Below are 22,084 nucleotides of genomic sequence, written 5' to 3'. Positions count from 1 at the left end.
TATATAAAGGGGGAGGGCTGTTTACAATGAAAAAATACATAGAAAATAAATTATATGCTCATAGAGTAAGGGTTAAAAAATTATGGGCAGTTTGTTTAATTTTAATAGGAATTAATAATGTTATAGTTGGTATAAGCAAATATTTTAAAGCTGATTCTGATAGAAAATAAAATATTTTGTAGATCATTAATTGAATTATACATACATATAAAAATGACAAGATTTAATTTGAAAAATCTTGTCATTTTTAGTTATTCGGTTGTACTATAAGATTTTTGGCGATAATAATTTAATGATGTAAGATCTTCTAATCTTAATCGCTGAATAAGTTGTGTATCGCTTAAATTTTGATTATTTAGAATAAAATAACATACGGCATTTTGATATAGTTCACGAGGAGATAACTTGATATCGATACTCTTTTGGTCCTTCTTTAAATATTTGTGTAATCCAGGTAAAGTTAATTGGGGTGAAACAATATCCAATCTCTTTTTCAAAAAGATATCGTGAGTATGTTGTCGTTGCTGAAGGTTTATAATCTCTTCATTAAATAAATTGATAAATTCATACTCAAAATCTGCAAATTCTATCTGATTTAGTTCCTGATAAAAGTCTTTTTGTAAAATCTCTTTTATTGTATAAAAGTGTGATATCAATAAGAGAGTCATACGAGTATAAAGGCTCAGATTATCATCAACTAAATATTCAGCTAACTTTTCAGTCCAAGCTAAATCAGTAGCTTTATTTACAGTACGTTTTCTTCCTTTAATAGATAGAGTAGGCAAAACAGGTGATAAATTATTAATAAATAAAAATTTAAAGTAAGTGTTAATATGGGTAAGCATCTTATTATAAGTAGTATTTTTAATATTATTAGTTATTGATAAGGTGTTTAAATACTCTTTAATATCATTGCTAGAAATTGATGAAACTTTTAGTGAATCACGGTAATTTGGATTATTTTGTCTAAGATAATTAAAGAAACGTGTGATATCACGAGTTAAATCAGCAATGGTATTTTCTTCTAGAAAACGCTCATTACGCAAATACAAGATAAATCTCTTTTCATAAGGAAAACTCAAAAATTTATCCTCCCTTTTTAATGTACTTCAATAGTGAACGACTTGGGGTATTAAAACTAAATCCGTCGCCCATTGCCTCAGAAACTTCAAAAATAGAGACAAATGCCTCACTATCATGATGATTGATGTATCCTTTTAATGTATTTAGTTCATTAGGACTAACGACACAGTATAATGCTTTTCGTTCTTGTCCAGAAAAAGCACCTTCAATTTTAAGATAGCTGACACCACGTTCCATTTTCTGAATTATATCATTAGCAATCTCTGTTGGATGATTAGTTATAATAATAACCCCTCGTGCAGCATAGGCACCTTCTTGAATGAAGTTAACAACTTGGGCAAAAACATATGAACCAAGTAAAGTGTACATCATTTGGCGTAAGTCTAGATAACTTAAAGAACAAGTTAAAACGATAACATCTAAGGCAAGTAATGTTTTTCCCATAACAATGCCACGTTTCTTTTCAAAAATACGTGCAACTATATCGGTACCACCAGTAGTTCCTCCAAAACGATAAACCAATCCAGAACCAGTACCACCAATTAAACCAGCTAAAACACCAGCAAGGAACAAGTCGTGATGAATATTGATATTAATAGGAATCCTTTGCCAAAGCCAAGTCCAAATTGATAACATGGTAGTTCCGTAGATAGTATATATTAAAGCTTTCTTTCCTAGATAACGATAACCAATCCAAATTAAAGGAATGTTAAGTAAAATAATTGAATATGCAGGATCGATATGTAGCCAATATCTAATAATTAAGGTAATACCTGTTGCTCCACCTTCAGCAAGGTTATTGGCAATATTTACAGTAACTAAGCCAAAAGCGTATAAAGAACAACCGATAGTAATAAAAATTAAATCTTTAATACTAATTTTTTCATTTTGATAAGTCATTAATTATTCACCCCTTATATAAGTTCACTTTTTTATAGATAGTATTTATAGTTCTATACTATCATGAATTTCAAAGATATAATATTATTTATAACTATTAGATAGTCGGTATTTTAATAAATACGATGAGTATTGTATAATTGATATTAATATAATGCATGGGAGGACTTTTTTATGATAAATGTTTTAGTTGCTGGATTCAAAGGAAGTATGGGAAATAAAACAATCCATATGGTAGCAAACAATGATAAATTTAAGCTTGCAGGTGTTTATAATCCCGTAGTTACTGAAAAGAATGTTAATGAAGTTGCTGAATTTGCAGACTTGGATGTGCCTGTATATACAGATTATGAACAAATCCCAGTTAATGATATTGATGTATGGATAGATTTTACAATTCCAAGTGCTGTTTATCAAAATGTTAAGTTCGCACTAGAAAATAAAATTTCAGTTGTTGTGGGTACAACTGGACTTAAGGATGAACAAATTGTTGAATTAAAAGAAATTGCTGCAAAGAACGGTATTGGTGGATTGATTGCACCTAACTTTGGTATTTCAGCGGTTTTATTAATGCAATTTGCAAAACAAGCTGCAAAATATATGCCTGATGTAGAAATTATTGAAATGCACCATGATAATAAGTTGGATGCACCAAGTGGTACTGCTATTAATACTGCAAAATTAATTGCTGAAGTTCGTGAAGAACATCAACAAGGTAATCCAGAAGAAACTGAAAGTTTAGATGGTGCTAGAGGTGCTAATTATGAAGGAATGCATATTCATTCTGTTAGATTACCTGGATATGTAGCTCATGAACAAGTTCTCTTTGGTAGCAAGGGAGAAGCTTTAACAATTAGACAAGATTCATTTGATAGAGAATCATTTATGACAGGTGTAGCTTTAGCTGTAGAAAAAATTGGTGATTATAATGAATTAATGGTAGGTTTGGAGAACTTATTATGATTGTAGAAAATATACCAGATGAGTTTAAAAAAGCATTACCTATTTTAGAGAAAATTAGAGAAGCTGGATTTGAAGCATACTTTGTTGGTGGTAGTGTTCGTGATACTTTACTTGGTCTACCAATTCATGATGTTGATATTGCTTCAAGTGCCTATCCTGAGGAGATTAAACAAATATTTAGTAAGACTGTTGATACAGGTGTAGAACATGGTACGGTGATGGTTTTAGACCACGGTACTGGATATGAAATTACTACTTTTCGAACAGAATCAACTTATCAAGACTATCGAAGACCTGATAAGGTTGAGTTTGTGCGCTCTTTAGAAGAAGATTTAAAACGAAGAGATTTAACAATCAATGCTCTTGCGATGGATGATAAGGGTAAAATTATAGACTTATTCGATGGATTGAAAGATTTGAAAAATGGCATTATAAGAGCCGTTGGAAATCCTGAAGAACGATTCCATGAAGATGCATTACGTATGATGCGTGCCGTCAGATTTGGTAGTCAATTAGATTTTAAAGTAGAACTAGATACCTTCAATGCTATTAAGAAAAATTCCCATTTACTTGAAAAAATTGCAATTGAAAGAATTCATGTAGAATGGGTTAAACTTCTCTTGGGTAAAAACCCTAAACAAGGATTACAAGAATTTTTAGATACAGAATTATATAAATATTGTCCATTATTTGCAGATAAATATGCTGAATTAAAGTCTATATTAGAATTTTCAGACTTTAAATTAAATACAGAGGAAGAATGTTGGACATTATTATCTGATGCTTTTAAGTTAAAAGATACTGATATAAGCAACTTATTACGTTCTTGGAAGAGTTCCAATAACATTATTAAATATGTTATTGCGGCTAGTTTATGTGTCCAAAAAATAAGAGATAATAAGTTAGATATTGAGACATATTATCAAAATGGATTAGAAATCCTTTTAACAGCTAACCAAATTGCAAAGATACGAGGATTCGGCATGGATGATAGTGAGCTCAAAATTAATTATGACAAATTACCGATTAAATCTAGAAAAGAAATGAAAATTAATGGTAAGGATCTTGTGCAAGAGGCAGGGATCAAACCTGGAAAAATAATGGGTGAAATTTTAAATAAACTTGAAAAAGAAATAGTTTTTGGAAATATTATTAATGACAAAGAGATATTAATAGAAAATTCAAAGAAACTATTAGAAGAGAAAGTGTGAGTAGTTTGCAAACTTTACGTGTAGAAAGTTTAACCAAGACATATGGCGAAAAAACGTTATTCAAGGATTTAAACTTTTTAATAAATGAACATGATAGAATTGGTTTAATTGGAACAAATGGTTCTGGAAAAACAACACTATTGAATGTCCTAACTGGAATTGATTCAGCAGATTCTGGAAATTTAATAAAACCAAATGATTATCGTATAAGTTACTTAAAACAAGCACCTGAATTTCCACAAAACAGTACAATTATGGAAGCTATTTTTACTGGAGCAGCTCCTGTATTTCAAACAATTAGAGATTATGAAGAAGCTCTAACTGAATATGGAGCACATCCAGATGATAAAAAAGCTGAACAACGTTACATTAAAGCTGAAGAAAAAATGAATCAAGAAGATGCATGGACAGCCGATAGTGATGTTAAGACAATTCTAACTCAATTACACATAGAGGATTTAACGCAAAAAATAGAAGAGTTATCTGGTGGACAAAGGAAGCGTGTAGGATTAGCTCAAGTATTGATTCAAGCGCCTGATTTGTTGATACTAGACGAACCAACTAATCATTTGGATTTTGATTCTATTGAATGGTTAGAACAATATCTTGCTAATTATAAAGGAGCATTATTAGTAGTTACACATGATAGATATTTCTTAGATCAGATAGCTACTGAAATAATGGAATTGTCATTTGGTAGTTTATATTCATATACTGGAAACTATCAAGATTTTGTTAGACAAAAAGCTGAACGAGTTGAAAGAGAACTTGTTCAAGAACATAAACAACAACAATTATATAAAAAAGAATTAGCTTGGATGAGAACAGGTGCTAAAGCACGTACTACTAAGCAACAAGCTAGAATTAATAAATTTAATGAATTAAAAAGCAATTTAAATAAAGTCCAAGTTGACGAAAATGTTGATATTAATTTAGGACAACAAAGACTGGGAAAGAAAGTATTAGAATTAAAAGATGCAAGTTTAACAATTGGAAATCATAAAATAATTGAAGATTTCAATTTGTTAATCCAAGCTGGAGACAGAATCGGTATTACAGGCGTTAATGGTGCCGGGAAATCTAGTTTTTTAAATGCTTTATCAGGTGAATTGCCATTAGATTCAGGTATTTTGACAATCGGTGAAACTGTAAAGATGGCTTATTATCGACAACAGACAGAAGAGATCCCTGAAGATAAAAGAATTATTAGTTATTTAAACGAAGTTGGTCAAAATATTGTAAATAAAGATGGTGAGCGAATTAGCACAACTCAATTATTGGAACAATTTCTATTTCCAAGATTTATGCATGGAACGTTGATTCGAAAACTTTCTGGCGGTGAAAAGAGACGCTTATATCTTTTGAAATTACTGATGTCTCAACCTAATGTTTTATTATTGGATGAACCAACTAACGATTTAGATATAGGAACATTAACAGTTTTGGAAGATTATTTAGATAACTTTAACGGAACTGTTATCACCGTATCACATGACAGATATTTTCTTGATAAGGTAGCTGATTCATTATATATCTTTGAAGGAAATGCAAAAATCAAGCATTATGTCGGAATGTTTACAGATTATCTGAAAAATGCAGAGAATGAAGCAGTTAAAACTAAAAAACAAGTATCTGCAACAAAAGCAGAAAAGACAGGTAGTGCAGAAGACAAAGTTAAGAAGAAAACTAAGTTAACTTATGCTGAAAAGATGGAATATGAAAAATTAGAATCGGAAATTGATAGGCTTGAAAATAATAAAGCAAGTTTAGAAGAAGAAATGCAACATGTTGATGGAGCTGATTACACTAAACTAGCAAGTTTACAGCAACAAATTGATGAATTAGATGAAGACATTATGGAAAAAGTTCAACGTTGGGACGAACTTAGTCAGTATGTTGATTAATAGGAAGGAGAACACCGATGTCTATAGTAGAAGAACCGTATTTACAGTTAATTCGTGATATTTTAGAAAAAGGTCATGAAAAGAGCGATAGAACTGGAACAGGGACAAAGAGTCTCTTTGGTTATCAAATGAGATTTAATTTAGTAGAAGGTTTCCCATTATTAACGACTAAGAAAGTTCCATTCGGCTTAATAAAGAGTGAATTGTTATGGTTTTTAAGAGGAGATACTAACATTAGATTCTTATTGGAACATAATAATCATATTTGGGATGAATGGGCATTTAAGAATTGGGTTCAAAGTGATGAATATCATGGACCAGATATGACTAATTTTGGTTTAAGAGCCCAAGAGAATGATAACTTTAATAAAGTTTATCAAGATGAAAAGAAAAAGTTCTGTCAGAAAATTGTTGAAGATCAAGAATTTGCTAATAAATTTGGCAATTTGGGAGATGTATACGGTGCACAATGGCGTCATTGGCAAACAAGAAATGGTGAAACTATAGATCAAATAAAAGATGTTACTGAGACTATTAAAAATAATCCAGACTCACGTCGCATGATTGTAACAGCATGGAATCCAGAAGATGTCCCATTGAGTGCTTTACCACCTTGTCATACATTGTTCCAATTTTACGTGAATGACGGAAAATTAAGCTGTCAATTATATCAACGATCTGCTGATGTATTTTTAGGTGTACCTTTTAATATAGCAAGCTATGCATTATTAACACATATGATTGCTAGAGAAACTGGACTTGAAGTGGGAGAATTTGTGCATACTCTTGGTGACGCACATATTTATTTAAATCATTTAGATCAGGTTAATGAACAGTTGGAAAGAAGCCCTTATGATGCACCAAAATTGTGGTTAAATCCAGAAAAGAAAAATATTATGGATTTTGAAATGAAAGATATTAAAGTAAAGAATTATCGTTCACATTCGGCGATTAAAGCGCCAGTTGCTGTTTAAAGTTATGAGGTGTCAACTATGATTTCATTTGTATGGGCAGAAGATCAAAAACATCAGATAGGGTATAAAGGACATCTACCTTGGAGACTGCCAGCCGATTTAGCACATTTTAAAAAGGTTACAATGGGTCATCCGATGGTAATGGGGAAAAAAACATTTGATAGTTTTCCTGGTCTATTACCGGGGCGTAAACATGTAGTATTAACACATGATACTACTTTAAAAGAAAAGTATAAAGATAATTCTCAAGTAAAAATTTTGAATTCAATTGATGAATTAACTTCTTGGTTAGATGAAAATCAATCCCAAGAAGTCAGTGTTATTGGTGGAGCGATGTTATTTAAACTACTTCTTAATAAAGTAGATAAACTATATAAAACCGAAATACTAAGTGAGTTTGATGGCGATACGGTTATGCCTACTATTAATTATGATGAGTTTAAACTTATTTCCCAAAAAATCGGCAAGGTAGACGAAAAGAATATATATCCTTATATATTTTTGGAATACGAAAGAAAATAATTTCTAATAGAAATAAAGAAAGATGAGTATAACAATTTTTAGTACTCATCTTTTTTTGTTTTTTAAATTCAGACCTCGACTTTTAGTTAATTTCAAGTTTTATTGACGTTTTTGCAATTAAAAGATTAATAAATTCAATAGATACAAGGTAGTAGCGATAGTGAACAAGACTGTTTCTAAAAGTTTGGTATATTCAAATTGGCGTATAATGATAATTAAAGTAAATAAAATTAGAACTATTATGGATAGTATAGTTGATAAAGTACTAATTCTCAGATTAAGTAAGGAAAGTAAACTATATATAAAAAATAATATATTAGTAACTGAAAAAAGTATTTTTTGTTGATGATAACATAAACAAGTAAATAGAACATTGAATATTAGTAGGGCTAGGCTTAATCCAAATCCGATCCAACCAAGAGTAGATAAGTGGAAACCGATAAATGTGGCTATGTAGACAGTAGTTACGTACAAATAGAGTAAACATGATGAAATTATATCCATAACTTTAGCAACTCTGGTTAATTTAAGAGATATACTAATAATTTCAAATGATGAGTAAATAAAAAGTGAAGCTAGTATGAGTGATAGGGCTGTAATCATTGCATAATTAGTAGTTTTAGAGAACTTAATCAAATCGATAATCAACAATATTATCGAAGAAATTAAAGAAAGACCCAAAAGAACAGAGCTGCTAATTATAGTAATTAAAGGATGTTTATTATTAAAATTTTGCATTAGTATCACCTATAAAATTTTGTTATAATTTACGATGTATGTATCTTTTATTGTAACATAGATATTTTAGTTTCTAGAGGTAATCAAAATGAATTATAAAAAAATAGTATTGTTGTGGTCATTGGTTGCAATTTTAATCGGAGCTATTACTTTAACTACTATTAATAGTAAGAAAAATATAAGCAAAAGTAATGAAGTTCAGCTAAAGAGGACTAGAAAAAATGTTAAGGCTGTAAAAGTTTCTAAAATTAAGCTTGTAGGATTGGGAGATTCTTTAACGTATGGAGTTGGAGATCAAACTAATAAGGGTGGATATGTACATCTTATTAAAGAAAAAATAGAAAAGAAAGAATCTATAAAAGTAGTTACCAAAAATTATGGCAAAACCGGAGATAGAAGTGATCAAATATTAGCAAGACTTTTAACGAAGAAGAACATTCAAAAAGATATCAAAAATGCTGATGTGATTACAATGACAGTTGGTGGTAATGATTTAATGCAAGTTATGGAGAAAAATTTTTCTTCAATGGCAGATGATAAGATGAAACCAGTTGTAGAAAAATCGGCAAAGAATTATCAAAGTAATTTACAAAATTTAATAGGGAAAGTTAGAAGTTTAAACAAGAAAGCACCAATTTTTTTATTTAGTGTATATAATCCATTTTATGTATATTTTCCTAATATTACGCAGATGCAAGATTATACTAATAAATGGAACAAAATTGCTAGACAAGTTACTTTGGAAGAAAACAAAGTATATTTTATTGACATAAACAAACAACTTTCAATGGGGCAATATGTAAATTTACCTAAAGAAGATTTGGTGAAAAAATCAGAAACAGATTTAGATAAAAAATCAGGTAAACAATTAGAAAATATTTTATCAAATACAAAAGAAAAGAATGACTATTTATCTGAAGATGATCATTTTCATCCTAATTTAAAAGGATATAAGTATATGACAAATAAGTTATTTGATGAAATGAATAGACATAAAAATACATGGTTGGTGAAATAATAGAATGGAAGAGAAAAAAGTAAATTATTGGAAATGGGCTTTTTTTGTATTAGTGGGAATTTTATTTATAAGTGGTTGTTATCTTGCAACAAAAGTAACTTCACAAACAAAAGAGCAAACTAATATAGCTAAAGTTTCAGATAAGAATTCTAAGCAAAAGTATACAAGTGTTGATGTTACATTGGATAAGAAACAAGCTAATGCAACAATCAATTATTATCTACGAAAAAATCAGAAAAAAGGTAAGATTAAATATCGTTTTTTGGTAGATAAATCTGCAATCATGATGGGAACAACTAAGATTTTAGGGAAAAATGTGTCATTTACATTATATACAAAACCTACCTTAGATAAGAATGGAAATATTTTATTAAAAGTTAAATCAGTGGCCATTGGTTCATTAAACGCTCCAGCTGGATTTATATTGAAATATGTAAAAAATAATTACGACTTAGGGAAAGTGGCGATTATTGATCCAAAAGCAAAAACTATAACTTTAGATTTAAATCAATTAACTAAGAAACAAGATGTTTTAGTTAAGGGTACTAAGTTGGATTTGATGAATGATGAATTTAAATTTAATGTAAAAGTTCCGTTGAAATGAGAGGTATTTTTATGAGTAAGAGACAAAGTTTTTATCAATTTCTAATGACTGAAAGAAATCCAGATAGTACAGATGAAATTGCACAATTTGCTAATAATGCATTTTATGATCAAAGCTTTCCAAAACAAGCAGATGACTATGACTCATTATCGCAATATTTGGAATTGAATGGAACATATTTACCAAGTATGGTAATTTTTGATAATGCTTGGACTAAGTATGAAGAATTTATGAGTTAGAGAAAAAGTATGTTAATATGAATTAGACTAGTATTTTAATGAAAGGACATGATATATAATGGCGATTATACAATGGTTTCCTGGACATATGGCGAAAGCTTTACGTCAGGTAAATGAAAACTTAAAATCTGTAGATATCGTACTTGAATTGGTAGATGCACGACTACCAGAATCATCGCGTAATCCACAATTAGCTGAAGTTTTACAAGATAAACCTAGTATTATTGTATTAACTAAAATGGATTTAGCTGATCCCGCTGAAACAAAAAGATGGATTAACTATTATGAAAGTATGGGACAACCTGCAATAGCTGTTAATAGTAACAGTGGTAATTTGAAGATAATTGAAAAGAAGATTAAGGAAATTCTTGCAGATAAGCTTCAAAGCAGAAAAGAAAAGGGAATTCAAAACCAAAAATTACGTGCGATGTGTATTGGGATTCCTAATGTTGGTAAGTCAACTTTATTAAATCACCTAGTAAAAAAGAATGTTGCACAAACTGGTAATCGTCCAGGGGTTACTAAGGCTCAACAATGGCTTAAAGCTGGAAAAGATTTACAATTATTAGATACACCAGGAATATTATGGCCTAAATTTGAGGATCCTTTAGTAGGGAAAAAATTAGCATTAACTGGTGCCATAAAAGATACATTATATGCAAAAGATGATGTTGCTTTATATGCGGTAGAACATTTTATCCATACAAATCCAGATGCGCTTGCTCAAAGATATAGATTAACACAATCAGAAATAGAAGATACAACTGTTGAAACTTTATTAGCTATTACAAGAAACATGGGATTTAAAGAAGACTATGATAGAGCTAGCGAAAGATTAATTTTTGAAATTCGTAAGGGTAAATTGGGCAGATATACTTTGGATAAGACGCCAGTAGATGCTAGTCCGGAAAATTAGAGGAAGTAAATGGAAAAGTTAACAATAGCTCAAATAAAAAAGATGCTAACTGAAGAAATTTCGAGTGATCAATTAGCAGAATTGAAGTTAGATGAGCGTAAAGGCGTTCAATTAGCAATTAAATCTTATGAAAAAAGATTAAAGAAAATTGAAAATGAAAAATTAGAATTTCAAAATAGATTGAAAATTGAGCGTGATTTATGGGATAAGGGTATCGAATATATCGCTGGTGTGGATGAAGTTGGTCGAGGTCCGTTAGCAGGTCCCGTTGTAACTGCAGCGGTTATTTTGCCACATGATTTTGATGTTTTTGAAGTTAACGATTCAAAGCAATTAAGTGAAAAAAAGCGAGAAGAATTATATAAAAAAATATTAGAAAAAGCAGTTGCTGTAAGTGTAGGCTTATCTGATAATAATTTAATTGATGAAGTAAATATCTATGAAGCCACACGTTTAGCAATGAAACAAGCGATAGAAAGTTTAAATATTACACCACAAAAAATAATTGTTGATGCAATGACAATTGATACAAAAATTCCTCAATTACGGTTAATAAAGGGCGATGCTAAAAGTGCATCTGTTGCTGCAGCAAGCATTGTTGCTAAAGTTACCAGAGATCATTTGATGCAATTTTACGCACGTATTTATCCAGGATATGGTTTTGAAAAGAATGATGGTTATGGAACTAAGCAACATTTGGAGGGACTTGAAAATAAAGGTGTTACTCCAATTCACAGACAAAGTTTTGAACCAGTCAAAAAAATCTTATTAAAATAATACAAAGAAAACCTTATTTCTACGTATCTTATTAGATAGATTGTAGCAGAAATGAGGTTTTTTTATGGAATTAAGAGATTTTTTAATAAGAGCACATATTTGTAGTCAATACTATGGTGGTTCAGTAAAAAATGTAGCGTATTTTATGAATGAAATACAAAAATTACCTACAGAAGAAGAATTTATCAAACTATTGAAACTTAGTGAAAAGAAAATTGGAAAGTATATGGCTTATTTTCTTAGTGATGGTTTAACTAAAGAAGTAGAAGAAAATAAAAATTATGGTGGAATATGTACAATTTTTGATGAAAATTACCCAGTTTTATTAAAAGAAATATATAATCCACCGCTAGTATTTTTTTATAATGGAAATTTTTCACTTTTGAATGCTCCTACATTAGCGATTGTTGGAGCAAGAAAGCATTCACCATATGCGAAAGAAGTATTAAAAAAGTTACTACCAGATGTTTTAGGTGAAGGTATTGCAACAGTTAGTGGCTTAGCGAAAGGAATAGATAGTCTGGCACATAAGATAACATTGTCAGAGAAAGGAAAAACGATAGGTGTCATTGGGACGGGACTAGACAGGACATATCCACGTGAAAATTTTGAGCTACAAGCCAATATGGAGAAAGAAGGGATAGTTTTAAGTGAATATGCATTGGGACAAAAGCCTTTACGTTTTCATTTTCCAGCTCGAAATAGGATAATTTCAGGGTTATGCCAATCATTACTAGTTGTTGAAGCTAGAAGACAAAGTGGTAGCTTAATAACTGCTAATATGGCATTACAAGAAAATCGAAATGTCTTAGCAGTTCCGGGAAATATTAACTCAATATTATCAAAAGGATGTAATGAATTAATTTCGGAAGGAGCCAAACCAATTTTAGAAGCAAAGGATATTTTAGAGGAATTTAAAATATAGCTAGGATATGGTTTCTGAAATAATTCCGCTTGCATAATTTGAATATCTAGTATAGGATAATATTTGAATTTTTAAGCAGAGGAAGTATGGGCTTAATTTTAAAGATGACATTTTAGCTTAGTAATGTTAAAGTTATCTTGATTAAAAAATTTTGAATAAGTTAATTAATGACAAAGGAGCTGGGTTAATGCCTACTACTCAGAAACCAAAGAAAAAGACAACTAAAAGAACACGAAAGAAAAATTTAGTAATAGTAGAATCGCCTTCCAAAGCGAAAACAATTGAAAAGTATTTAGGGTCAAATTATAAAGTTATGGCTAGTTTAGGTCATATTCGAGATTTACCTAAAAGTAAGATGGGGATTGATGTTGAGAATGGATATGAACCACATTATATCTCTATTCGTGGTAAAGGCGATGTTATAAAAGAACTTAGAAAAGAAGCAAAAAAAGCAAGCCATGTTTATCTAGCAGCCGATCCGGACCGTGAAGGAGAAGCTATTGCTTGGCATTTATCATATCTTTTAGGATTGAACCCAGAAGATAAAAATCGCGTTGTGTTTAATGAAATAACCAAGGATGCTGTAAAGAATGCATTTAAATCACCACGTTCAATTGATATGAATTTGGTAGATGCACAACAAGCTAGACGTGTGTTAGATAGGCTTGTAGGTTACTCGATCTCACCATTATTATGGTCAAAGATAAAGAAGGGTCTTTCTGCTGGACGTGTACAATCAATAGCATTAAACTTAATTATCCAACGTGAAAAAGAAATTCGAGACTTTAAACCTGAAGAATATTGGACAATTGATGCTAAGTTTAAAAAAGGTAGAACTAAATTTGAAGCTGACTTCTGGGGTGTAGATAACAAGAAGAAAAAGTTATCTAACGAAAAAGATGTTAAAGAGGTCATTGGAAAGATTGATAAAGATAAACCTTTCAACGTTATCAATATTGAACAAAAAGAACGTAAAAGAATGCCACCATTACCTTTTACAACTTCAACAATGCAACAAACTGCTAACAATAATTTGAAGTTTAGAACTCAAAAAACAATGATGGTTGCACAACAATTATATGAAGGTATTAATATTGGACGAGGTGGAGCTGTAGGTTTAATTACTTACATGCGTACTGACTCTACTCGAATTTCGAGTGTTGCTAAGCATGAAGCAGCTGTCTTTTTACATGAAAATTATGGTGAAGAATATGCTGCTTCTAAACCACGTCAGGGTAAATTATCTGAAAATGCACAGGATGCTCACGAAGCTATTCGACCATCATCAGTTGAACGTACACCTGAAAAGATGGCTAAGTATTTAGATAAAGATCAACTAAAATTATATACATTGATTTGGTCAAGATTCGTAGCCAGTCAGATGACACCAGCCGTTTTTGATACTATGCGTGTAGATATAGAACAAAATGGAGTTCAATATCGTGCAAATGGTTCTAAGATGAAATTTCCTGGATTTATTAAGGTATATAAAGCAGCAATAAGTAAAGATAACTTATTGCCAGAATTGGAGGTTGGCGATGAGGTTGACATGGTTCAAAATCAACCAAATCAACATTTTACTTTACCACCAGCTCGCTATTCTGAAGCTACTTTAATTCGTACTTTAGAAGAAAATGGTGTAGGTCGACCATCTACTTATGCACCTACTTTAAGTACAATTCAAAAGCGTTATTACGTGAAGTTAGTCTCACGTAAGTTTGAACCAACTGAACTAGGTGAAATTGTTAATTCCATGATTGAAGAATGTTTCCCTGATATTTTAAATGTTGATTTTACAGCTCACTTGGAAGATCAATTAGATGATGTTGAAGAAGGAAAAGAAGAATGGGTTAGAATTATAGACGAATTCTATCAACCTTTCTCTAAGGAAGTTGACAATGCTCAAGTAAAGATGGATAAGATTAAGATCAAAGATGAGCCAGCAGGAATTGATTGTGAAATCTGTGGGGCTCCAATGGTCATTAAATTAGGTCGTTATGGTAAATTCTATGCCTGCAGTCGTTTCCCAGATTGTCGAAATACTAAGGCGATAGTTAAGGAAATAGGTGTAGTTTGCCCTAAATGTCATAGAGGTCAAATTATCGAACGCAAATCTAAGAAAAATAGAGTCTTCTATGGTTGCTCATTGTACCCAGATTGTGACTTTGTTTCTTGGGATAAACCAATTGGACGTGATTGTCCAAAATGCAGTCATTACTTAGTAGAAAAGAAAACTAAGAAGGGTATGCAAGTTAAATGTAGTAATTGTGATTATGAAGAAGCAATTCAAAATAATTAAAAGTCATTAAGGAGATGAAAATATGACAGCAAGTGTAAATGTTATCGGTGCTGGTCTTGCAGGAAGTGAAGCTGCATGGCAAATTGCAAATCAAGGAGTTAAGGTAAGATTATATGAAATGAGACCACAAAAATTAACTCCAGCACATCATACTGAAAATTTCGCAGAATTAGTATGTACCAATTCTTTAAGAGCAAATCGTTTAACCAATGCTGCTGGTTTACTTAAAGAAGAAATGCGAACTTTCAATTCTATTATTATGGAGTCTGCAGACAAGCATTCTGTACCAGCTGGTGGTGCGCTTGCTGTTGACCGTGAAACTTTTTCGAAAGAAGTAACAGAAAAGTTACACAATCATCCAAATGTTGAGATTATAAATGAAGAAATTGATGAAATACCAGAGGGATTAACTGTAATTGCTACAGGTCCACTTACATCTGATGCTTTAGCTAAGGATATTACTAAATTTACTGGTAGCGATGGATTGTTCTTCTTCGATGCTGCTGCTCCTATTTTAGAAAAATCTTCTTTAGATATGGATAAAGTTTATTTGAAGTCTCGTTATGATAAGGGCGAAGCTGCTTATTTAAATGCACCTATGACTAAGGATGAATTTTATAATTTTTACAATGAGTTAATTAAAGCAGAAACAGCAGAATTACATGACTTCGAAGACGATAAATTCTTTGAAGGATGTATGCCAATTGAAGAAATTGCTTCTCGTGGTGCACAAACGATGTTGTATGGACCTTTAAAGCCAGTTGGATTAGAGGATCCACGAACAGGAAAAGAACCTTTTGCAGTAGTTCAATTGCGTCAAGATAACGCTGCTGGAGATCTATACAATATTGTTGGTTTCCAAACTCATTTGAAATGGGGCGAACAAAAGAGGGTATTTTCTATGATTCCAGGTTTAGAAAATGCACGTTTTGTAAGATATGGTGTAATGCATCGCAACACATTCTTATGTTCTCCAGAAGTTATGCAAGCAACATATCAAACAAAGAAACGCCCAGATTTGTTCTTCGCTGGTCAAATGACAGGTGTAGAAGGTTATGTTGAAAGTGCTGCTAGTGGATTATATGCAGGCTTGAATGCTGCTAGAATTGCTCAAGGAAAAGATCCAGTTATTTTTCCTGAAGAAACGATGATGGGAGCAATGGCTCACTATATTACACATGCCTCTGTGAAGAATTTCCAACCTATTAATGCAAACTTTGGAATTGTACCAAAATTACAAGAGAGAATTAGAAATAAACAAGAACGTAATTTGAAAATTTCGGAGAGAGCCATTGATAGGATCAAGAAATTTAAAAATTTAAATTTCGATTAATTTATTAAGCTATTAGATGATAAGTCTAATGGCTTTTTTATTGTATTAATATCATATATAATATAAAAGAATTCGGTTATGGTAATTTATTTAATAAAAAGAGGGTGACAAAAGCAAATGTTAGAAACATTGAATAATTTTTTCACTATTTTTGGTGCCAGCATCATAGTACCAATAATAATTTTCATTATTGCTCTATTTTTACATGTTAAATTTTCCAAAGCTATAATGAGTGCTTTTTATGCAGGTGTTGGCTTAACAGGGTTCAACTGGGTTATTGCTGAATTCACACCAATTGTAACCAAGATTGTAAGGCAAATGGTCAATAATACTGGAATTAAGTTACCAGTAGTCGATATAGGGTGGCAAGCAGGCTCCTTAGCAAGCTTTGGTTCATCTGTAGGAATAACTTTCTTTATATTTGGTTTGGTTTTTGAATTAACTATTTTTGCATTGGGCATCACTAAGGTTTTTATGGCATCTAATTTATGGAATAATTTTGGATTTATGATTTGGGGAACTTTAGCTTACTATGTAACTCACAATTTTTGGTTATCATTAAGCCTATCTTTTTTCATGTTACTGTATACTTTGGTAATTGCAGAAATTCAAGCTGATAGATGGTCGGAATATTTTGAAATAAAGAATGCAACAGTAGCTTCATTACATAATATAGAACAAACTATCCCTGCAATTTTACTGGATCCTTTATGGAACTTATTGGGATTTAATAAGGTGAAATTAACTCCGGAAGTTCTCAAGGATAGATTAGGAGTGTTTGGGGAGCCAACGAGTTTAGGGGTAATATTAGGAATAATTATAGGAATTTTAGGTAATTTAAACAATTTAACGGATATAGATGCTTGGGGAGAGATATTAAAGTTTGCAATTCAACTTGCTGCCGTTATGACAATCTTTCCATTAATTACAGACGTTTTCGCTAAAGCATTCATTCCTTTGGCTGATGCGATTGATAGTAGACAAAAAGAGGAAATGAAAGAGAAAACACACCCTAAGAGATGGTTCCTAGGTATTGATGATGGCGTAGGTTATGGAGAACCAGCTACTATAATATCTGGGATGATATTGATTCCAATTATGGTACTACTAGCATTTGTATTACCAGGTAATAGGACATTACCAGTAGTAGATTTGATAGCTTTACCTTTCATGGTTGAGTCAATAGTTGCAATAACTAGAGGTAATATCTTAAAAATAATTGCAAATGGAATTATTTGGTTTAGTTTAGGATTATATGCATCAAGTTGGTTAGGTTCAGTTTATACAGAAGCAGTATCAAATTATGGTGCTACAATTCCAACTGGTGTAGTTTTGATTACAAGTTTTAATCTAATGGCCAGACCATTAAATGCAGTGGTATTTGCGGCATTTATTTCACAAAATCCATTTTGGATAGGGTTATGCTTAGTAACTTATCTCGTATTATTATTTTTACTTAGAAGATATAGAAGTCAGATATGGAGCTATCTAAGAAAAATGTCAGAGAAAAATATAAATTAATATAAATAAAAATTACTCAGATTTTTAAAGCCTGGGTAATTTTTATTTATCTTTCATAATTATATTAGGATTTGGAGCGATGCCTTTTAACAGTACTTCAGTCCATTCTTTAGTAAAAGGGAGGGCTTGTTGATATATTTCAGGTTGGGAAAAGCCGTTAACCATCGCTTGAGTATAAAGTAATATAAATTCATCACTATATCTTTCATCAATAACACCTTCTTCACGACCTTGTTTAAGCAGCTGTTTCATCATGTTAAAAGAGTTTTGAGTATATTCTGACATTTTTTGTGCTAATTGGAAGTCGCTAGTTTGGGTATAGTATTGCATTAAATCTAAGTAGAACTGTTGGTGCATTTGTGCAATTGTATCTACCTTTAATTGAGTTAATGCTGTGAAAGTTTTGATGAACCCGTGTTTTTCAGCTAAAATATGTTCACTTTCAACTTTTAGTTGATCTAGGTAGTAGAAAAAAGTTTCCTGAATTAAATTTTCTTTAGTTTTAAAGTATTTAAAAATAGTAGCTTTAGAAATAGAGGTAGATTCAACGATTTTTTGAATAGTTAAATTATTAATTCCATCTGGATGGTTTATAATTTTCAAAGCCGTCGCTAAAATTTCTTCTCTCTTTTTTGCACTACGTTTTTCGAATCCGTTCATAATCTATATAACATCCTTTCTTTTATTACATATTATACTTAAAGTTATAAACAAAGTGAACTAATTAAGTATATTTAGTTCATAATTTATTGACTTTTAGTCATACCCAGCTTATTATTGAACTGAAATCAACAATCTAGTTCAATAAATGTGAGAAGGTGTAGCAAATGAAGCCTATTGTAAAAATTGAAAATCTGGCTAAAAGATTTGGTAAGACATATGCTCTTAAAGATGTTAGTTTTGAAGTTTATCCAGGAGAGGTAGTCGGTTTTATTGGTCCTAATGGTGCTGGAAAATCAACAACAATTCGTATTATGCTAGGATTACTGAAAAAGAGTAAAGGAATTGTTTCACTATTTGATAAAGATGCTTGGCGAGACTCTTTAGATATTCATAAGTCAGTAGCTTATGTTCCTGGCGATCTAACTTTATGGGAAAATTTGACAGGTGGACAAACGATAGATTTATTGATGAAATTGCACGGTAATGGCGATGAAACAAAGAAACAAGAATTAGTTAAGAAATTTAATTTGGACTTGTCAAAAAAAATAAAAAGTTATTCAAAAGGGAATCGACAAAAAGTAGGACTGATTGCAGCTCTAGCAGTTGATTGTGATCTTTATATTTTAGATGAACCAACAAGTGGATTAGATCCACTAATGGAGAGTATTTTTCAAGATGAAATAGCTCGTCTCAAAAAGCAACAAAAGGCAGTTTTATTATCATCGCATATTCTTAGTGAAGTTGAACGTTTAGCAGATAGAGTGGTAATTATTCAAGAAGGAAGTGTAGTAGAAAGTGGCACCCTAGAAGAATTGAGACATTTAACTCGTAGTACAATTCATTTAAAAGTTACAAATGAAGTAACTCCGTTATCTAGTTTACACTTCATTCATGATTGGTCGCAGATAGACCAAAATCAAGCTACATTTTCAATTGATCATCAATCTATGAATAATCTGTTACAGGTATTAACTGAGTATCAAATTCAAAAGTTAGAAATTTTACCACCAACTTTAGAAGAATTATTTATGCGACACTATCAAGTGCAAAAGTAGGATGGTGATAATAATGAAGAGAAGATTTACACATACCTTTATGCTTTTAATTTTTCAATTACGCCAAAAATGGTTATGGTTATGCCTATGGTTGATAGGAATAACTGCTTTTGCTAGTGGTTACGTATCAGCCTTTGAAAAGATAGCAGAAGATCAAGGTAAAGTAGGACTATTTATTACTATGAAAAATCCAGCTATGGCAGCTATTGTTGGTCCGCTACCAGTGAAATTTGCTAATCAATATTCTGTGGGTGTAATGTATGGACATGAAATGACACTTTTTATTGCGGTTATTACTATGATAATTGCAGGAAGTTTTATGATTGATCAAACAAGAAAAATGGAAGAAAACGGGCAATTAGAAATATTGAATTCGTTGCATATTGGTTCGCAAGCCTCTAGTATGGCAACAAATTTATTGGTACTTTTACATACAGTTTTAACAATTATTTTAGTTAGTGGAATTTTAGTATCTTACAATGTTAGTTCTATAGATCTTAAAGGTAGTTTGTATTTTGCATGTTCATTAGGATTAGCTAGTTTGTTAGGTGCATCAATAGCTTATCTTTGTGCTCAAATCTTTGCTACAAGCTCACAAGCACGTGGAATTTTCTTTAGTATAGTGGGAATATTATATGTACTTAGAGCAGGTACTGATGTTAGTAATTTGACATTATCTAAGTTTAACCCACTAGCTTGGACTTATTTAGGTCATCCTTTTTATCAAAATAATTGGTATTACTTGATAGGATTATTCTTATTAACTTTAGTTGTATTTAGTATTGGTTTGGTGCTTGAAAGTTCACGAGATTTAGGATCTAGTACAATTGCTCCAAAAAAGGGTAAAACTAAAGCTAGTAAATGGCTAGCTACACCACTAGGATTTTTCTTTTACTTAAATAGATCTACTATTATTTCTTGGTTACTAGCTGATGGTGTAATTGCATTAATGTATGGTTCAATTTATGGAGATATTGATACATTTGTCAGCAGTAATAAATTAATTAGTCAAATGTTTGCTAATAATTCTACAACATTGATTAATTCATTTACTTCTTTAATTATGGTGGTAACGACAGCAATTGGTTTAGTGATGCCACTAGTAGTTGTTCATAAAGTGCAGTTTGAGACAAATAAAGAACGGTTAGGTTATCTTTTAGTGCAGCGAGTAAGTAGGTTGAAAGTTTACTATTCTAGTTTGATTTTAGCTTTATTTTTCGGGACTTTAGCTATACTAATAAAAGGATTTTGTTTAGGGATAGCAGCTACTTCATCAATGCAAGCTAATAATGGAAAATTTATTACAACTTGTATTAAAGCATCGTTAAATCAATGGCCATTAGTTTGTTTATTTGTTGGACTAATGTTACTAAGCTTGAGTTTGCCTATATTTGTTGGTTGGTTAGTTTATGGATTATTAGGGTATAGTTTTTGTGTAACATACTTTGCGGTACTGCTTGATTTACCTAAGTGGATGACGCATACTTCGTTATTCAACGTACTTGCTAAAATGCCAATGGAAAAATTTGATTTGATGTCATTTGCTATTTTAACTGGTATAGGGATATTGGCGATGTTATTAGGAGAAATTTTGTATACTCGAAAGGAAATAGTGTAGATAGTTAACTACAAAACAGTTGGATTTGGTTCAACTGTTTTTTATATATTAAAATCAATAACTTACTTGTAGATTATAGCAAATGCGAGTAAACTTGAATTAGTTTTTATTATCATTTCGAAGTTATTTTAATTATTAAAAATAAAGGTGAGGTTAGTATGACAAGACTTTTTTTTGTACGCCATGGAAAAACAGAATGGAATTTAGAAGGCAGATACCAAGGGGCACATGGAGATTCGCCATTATTACCTCAAAGTTTAGAAGAAATAAAACAATTATCTGAGTATTTAAAAACATATCATTTTGCAAAGATATATTCTAGTCCAATAAAAAGAGCATTAGTAACTGCTCAAAAAATAAAAGAAAATCTACCTTATAACGTACGCTTAGAAGCAGACGCTGCATTTTCTGAGTTTAACTTAGGTAAAATGGAAGGTATGAAATTTACTGAAGTAGCAGAAAAATATCCAGCTGAATTAGATGCTTTTAGAAATCATCCTGATAAGTATGACCCAACAACAATAGAGGGTGAATCGTTTCCTGAATTATTTGCAAGAATGACTCCGAAAATTAAAGATATAGTTAAAAGATATCCTAATGATGATATTTTAATTGTTAGTCATGGTGCCGCCTTGTGTGCTGAAATTCGTTATCTCCAGGGAATACCGTTAGAAAAGATTCGTGCAAAGGGTGGATTGGCTAATACAAGTACAACGATTTTACAAACTATAGATGACAACCAAAAATTTAAATGCATAGTGTGGAATAAAACTGATTATCTAAAGAGAGATTTAGATGCAACTGATGTAGTATAAAGTGGT

Annotated in this window: 20 protein-coding genes; 17 read left to right on the top strand and 3 right to left on the bottom strand. The window is 31.2% G+C overall.

The window, feature by feature from the left end; translation table 11 throughout:
- Nucleotides 1–251 precede the first annotated feature (251 nt).
- Entirely contained in the window at nucleotides 252–1,082 is an 831-nt protein-coding gene (locus tag NOU10_RS06195) for a site-specific integrase (RefSeq protein ID WP_255906315.1), read from the bottom strand.
- A gap of 4 nt (nucleotides 1,083–1,086) precedes the next feature.
- The gene (locus NOU10_RS06190) at nucleotides 1,087–1,983 is read right to left on the bottom strand and encodes a YitT family protein (protein ID WP_003700092.1); all 897 of its coding nucleotides are present in this window, start codon (nucleotides 1,981–1,983) and stop codon (nucleotides 1,087–1,089) included.
- A gap of 174 nt (nucleotides 1,984–2,157) precedes the next feature.
- On the opposite strand from NOU10_RS06190, the gene dapB reads away from it, so the two are divergent.
- The 14 genes from dapB (at nucleotide 2,158) to NOU10_RS06120 (ending at nucleotide 17,927) form a co-directional block, all read left to right on the top strand.
- Nucleotides 2,158–2,946, top strand: coding sequence for a 4-hydroxy-tetrahydrodipicolinate reductase (gene dapB / locus NOU10_RS06185; protein ID WP_003700093.1), 789 nt, complete (start codon nucleotides 2,158–2,160; stop codon nucleotides 2,944–2,946).
- Nucleotides 2,943–4,157, top strand: a complete 1,215-nt coding sequence (locus NOU10_RS06180) for a CCA tRNA nucleotidyltransferase (protein ID WP_255906314.1) — start codon at nucleotides 2,943–2,945, stop codon at nucleotides 4,155–4,157. Before dapB ends, NOU10_RS06180 begins: the two co-directional genes overlap by 4 nt.
- 5 nt (nucleotides 4,158–4,162) lie before the next feature.
- A complete protein-coding gene (locus NOU10_RS06175) occupies nucleotides 4,163–6,061 on the top strand; it encodes an ABC-F family ATP-binding cassette domain-containing protein (RefSeq protein ID WP_305119811.1) in 1,899 nt (632 codons plus the stop codon).
- 17 nt (nucleotides 6,062–6,078) lie between these two features.
- Entirely contained in the window at nucleotides 6,079–7,035 is a 957-nt protein-coding gene (locus NOU10_RS06170) for a thymidylate synthase (RefSeq protein ID WP_255906312.1), read from the top strand.
- 18 nt (nucleotides 7,036–7,053) lie between these two features.
- Nucleotides 7,054–7,557, top strand: coding sequence for a dihydrofolate reductase (locus NOU10_RS06165; RefSeq protein WP_069469390.1), 504 nt, complete (start codon nucleotides 7,054–7,056; stop codon nucleotides 7,555–7,557).
- Nucleotides 7,558–8,383: 826 nt separating this feature from the next.
- Nucleotides 8,384–9,313 (top strand): SGNH/GDSL hydrolase family protein, encoded by a 930-nt coding sequence (locus NOU10_RS06160; protein ID WP_161022228.1) that lies wholly within the window; start codon nucleotides 8,384–8,386, stop codon nucleotides 9,311–9,313.
- A gap of 4 nt (nucleotides 9,314–9,317) precedes the next feature.
- Nucleotides 9,318–9,917 (top strand): YpmS family protein, encoded by a 600-nt coding sequence (locus NOU10_RS06155; RefSeq protein ID WP_255906311.1) that lies wholly within the window; start codon nucleotides 9,318–9,320, stop codon nucleotides 9,915–9,917.
- A gap of 11 nt (nucleotides 9,918–9,928) precedes the next feature.
- Nucleotides 9,929–10,156: a YozE family protein gene (locus NOU10_RS06150; protein WP_003703777.1), complete on the top strand. Its 228-nt coding sequence runs from the start codon at nucleotides 9,929–9,931 to the stop codon at nucleotides 10,154–10,156.
- A 58-nt stretch (nucleotides 10,157–10,214) separates the two neighbouring features.
- On the top strand, nucleotides 10,215–11,072 hold the full coding sequence (gene ylqF, locus NOU10_RS06145) for a ribosome biogenesis GTPase YlqF (RefSeq protein ID WP_255906310.1): 858 nt from the start codon (nucleotides 10,215–10,217) through the stop codon (nucleotides 11,070–11,072).
- A 9-nt stretch (nucleotides 11,073–11,081) separates the two neighbouring features.
- The gene (locus NOU10_RS06140; RefSeq protein WP_255906309.1) at nucleotides 11,082–11,849 is read left to right on the top strand and encodes a ribonuclease HII; all 768 of its coding nucleotides are present in this window, start codon (nucleotides 11,082–11,084) and stop codon (nucleotides 11,847–11,849) included.
- 64 nt (nucleotides 11,850–11,913) lie between these two features.
- Nucleotides 11,914–12,774, top strand: a complete 861-nt coding sequence (gene dprA, locus NOU10_RS06135) for a DNA-processing protein DprA (RefSeq protein WP_255906308.1) — start codon at nucleotides 11,914–11,916, stop codon at nucleotides 12,772–12,774.
- Between the two features lie 187 nt (nucleotides 12,775–12,961).
- The gene (gene topA, locus NOU10_RS06130) at nucleotides 12,962–15,073 is read left to right on the top strand and encodes a type I DNA topoisomerase (RefSeq protein ID WP_255906307.1); all 2,112 of its coding nucleotides are present in this window, start codon (nucleotides 12,962–12,964) and stop codon (nucleotides 15,071–15,073) included.
- A 22-nt stretch (nucleotides 15,074–15,095) separates the two neighbouring features.
- Nucleotides 15,096–16,406, top strand: coding sequence for an FADH(2)-oxidizing methylenetetrahydrofolate--tRNA-(uracil(54)-C(5))-methyltransferase TrmFO (trmFO, locus tag NOU10_RS06125; protein ID WP_003700111.1), 1,311 nt, complete (start codon nucleotides 15,096–15,098; stop codon nucleotides 16,404–16,406).
- Between the two features lie 117 nt (nucleotides 16,407–16,523).
- Entirely contained in the window at nucleotides 16,524–17,927 is a 1,404-nt protein-coding gene (locus NOU10_RS06120) for a PTS transporter subunit IIC (RefSeq protein WP_161022232.1), read from the top strand.
- A 42-nt stretch (nucleotides 17,928–17,969) separates the two neighbouring features.
- Here NOU10_RS06120 and NOU10_RS06115 read toward each other — a convergent pair whose 3' ends face one another.
- Nucleotides 17,970–18,587 carry a TetR/AcrR family transcriptional regulator gene (locus NOU10_RS06115; protein WP_255906306.1) on the bottom strand — a complete coding sequence of 206 codons (618 nt, stop codon included), beginning with the start codon at nucleotides 18,585–18,587 and terminating at the stop codon, nucleotides 17,970–17,972.
- Nucleotides 18,588–18,754: 167 nt separating this feature from the next.
- On the opposite strand from NOU10_RS06115, the gene NOU10_RS06110 reads away from it, so the two are divergent.
- From NOU10_RS06110 to NOU10_RS06100, 3 genes are all read left to right on the top strand, one after another.
- Nucleotides 18,755–19,645: an ABC transporter ATP-binding protein gene (locus NOU10_RS06110; protein WP_255906305.1), complete on the top strand. Its 891-nt coding sequence runs from the start codon at nucleotides 18,755–18,757 to the stop codon at nucleotides 19,643–19,645.
- Nucleotides 19,646–19,658: 13 nt separating this feature from the next.
- A complete protein-coding gene (locus tag NOU10_RS06105) occupies nucleotides 19,659–21,263 on the top strand; it encodes an ABC transporter permease (protein ID WP_255906304.1) in 1,605 nt (534 codons plus the stop codon).
- 158 nt (nucleotides 21,264–21,421) lie between these two features.
- On the top strand, nucleotides 21,422–22,078 hold the full coding sequence (locus tag NOU10_RS06100) for a histidine phosphatase family protein (protein ID WP_255906303.1): 657 nt from the start codon (nucleotides 21,422–21,424) through the stop codon (nucleotides 22,076–22,078).
- Nucleotides 22,079–22,084: the final 6 nt, after the last annotated feature.

Origin of the sequence: Ligilactobacillus sp. MP3, from assembly GCF_024436335.1 — a bacterium.
GTDB lineage: Bacteria > Bacillota > Bacilli > Lactobacillales > Lactobacillaceae > Ligilactobacillus > Ligilactobacillus salivarius.
Note: the sequence above shows the minus strand (reverse complement) of the source record. Positions and strands in the feature narration are given on the sequence as shown.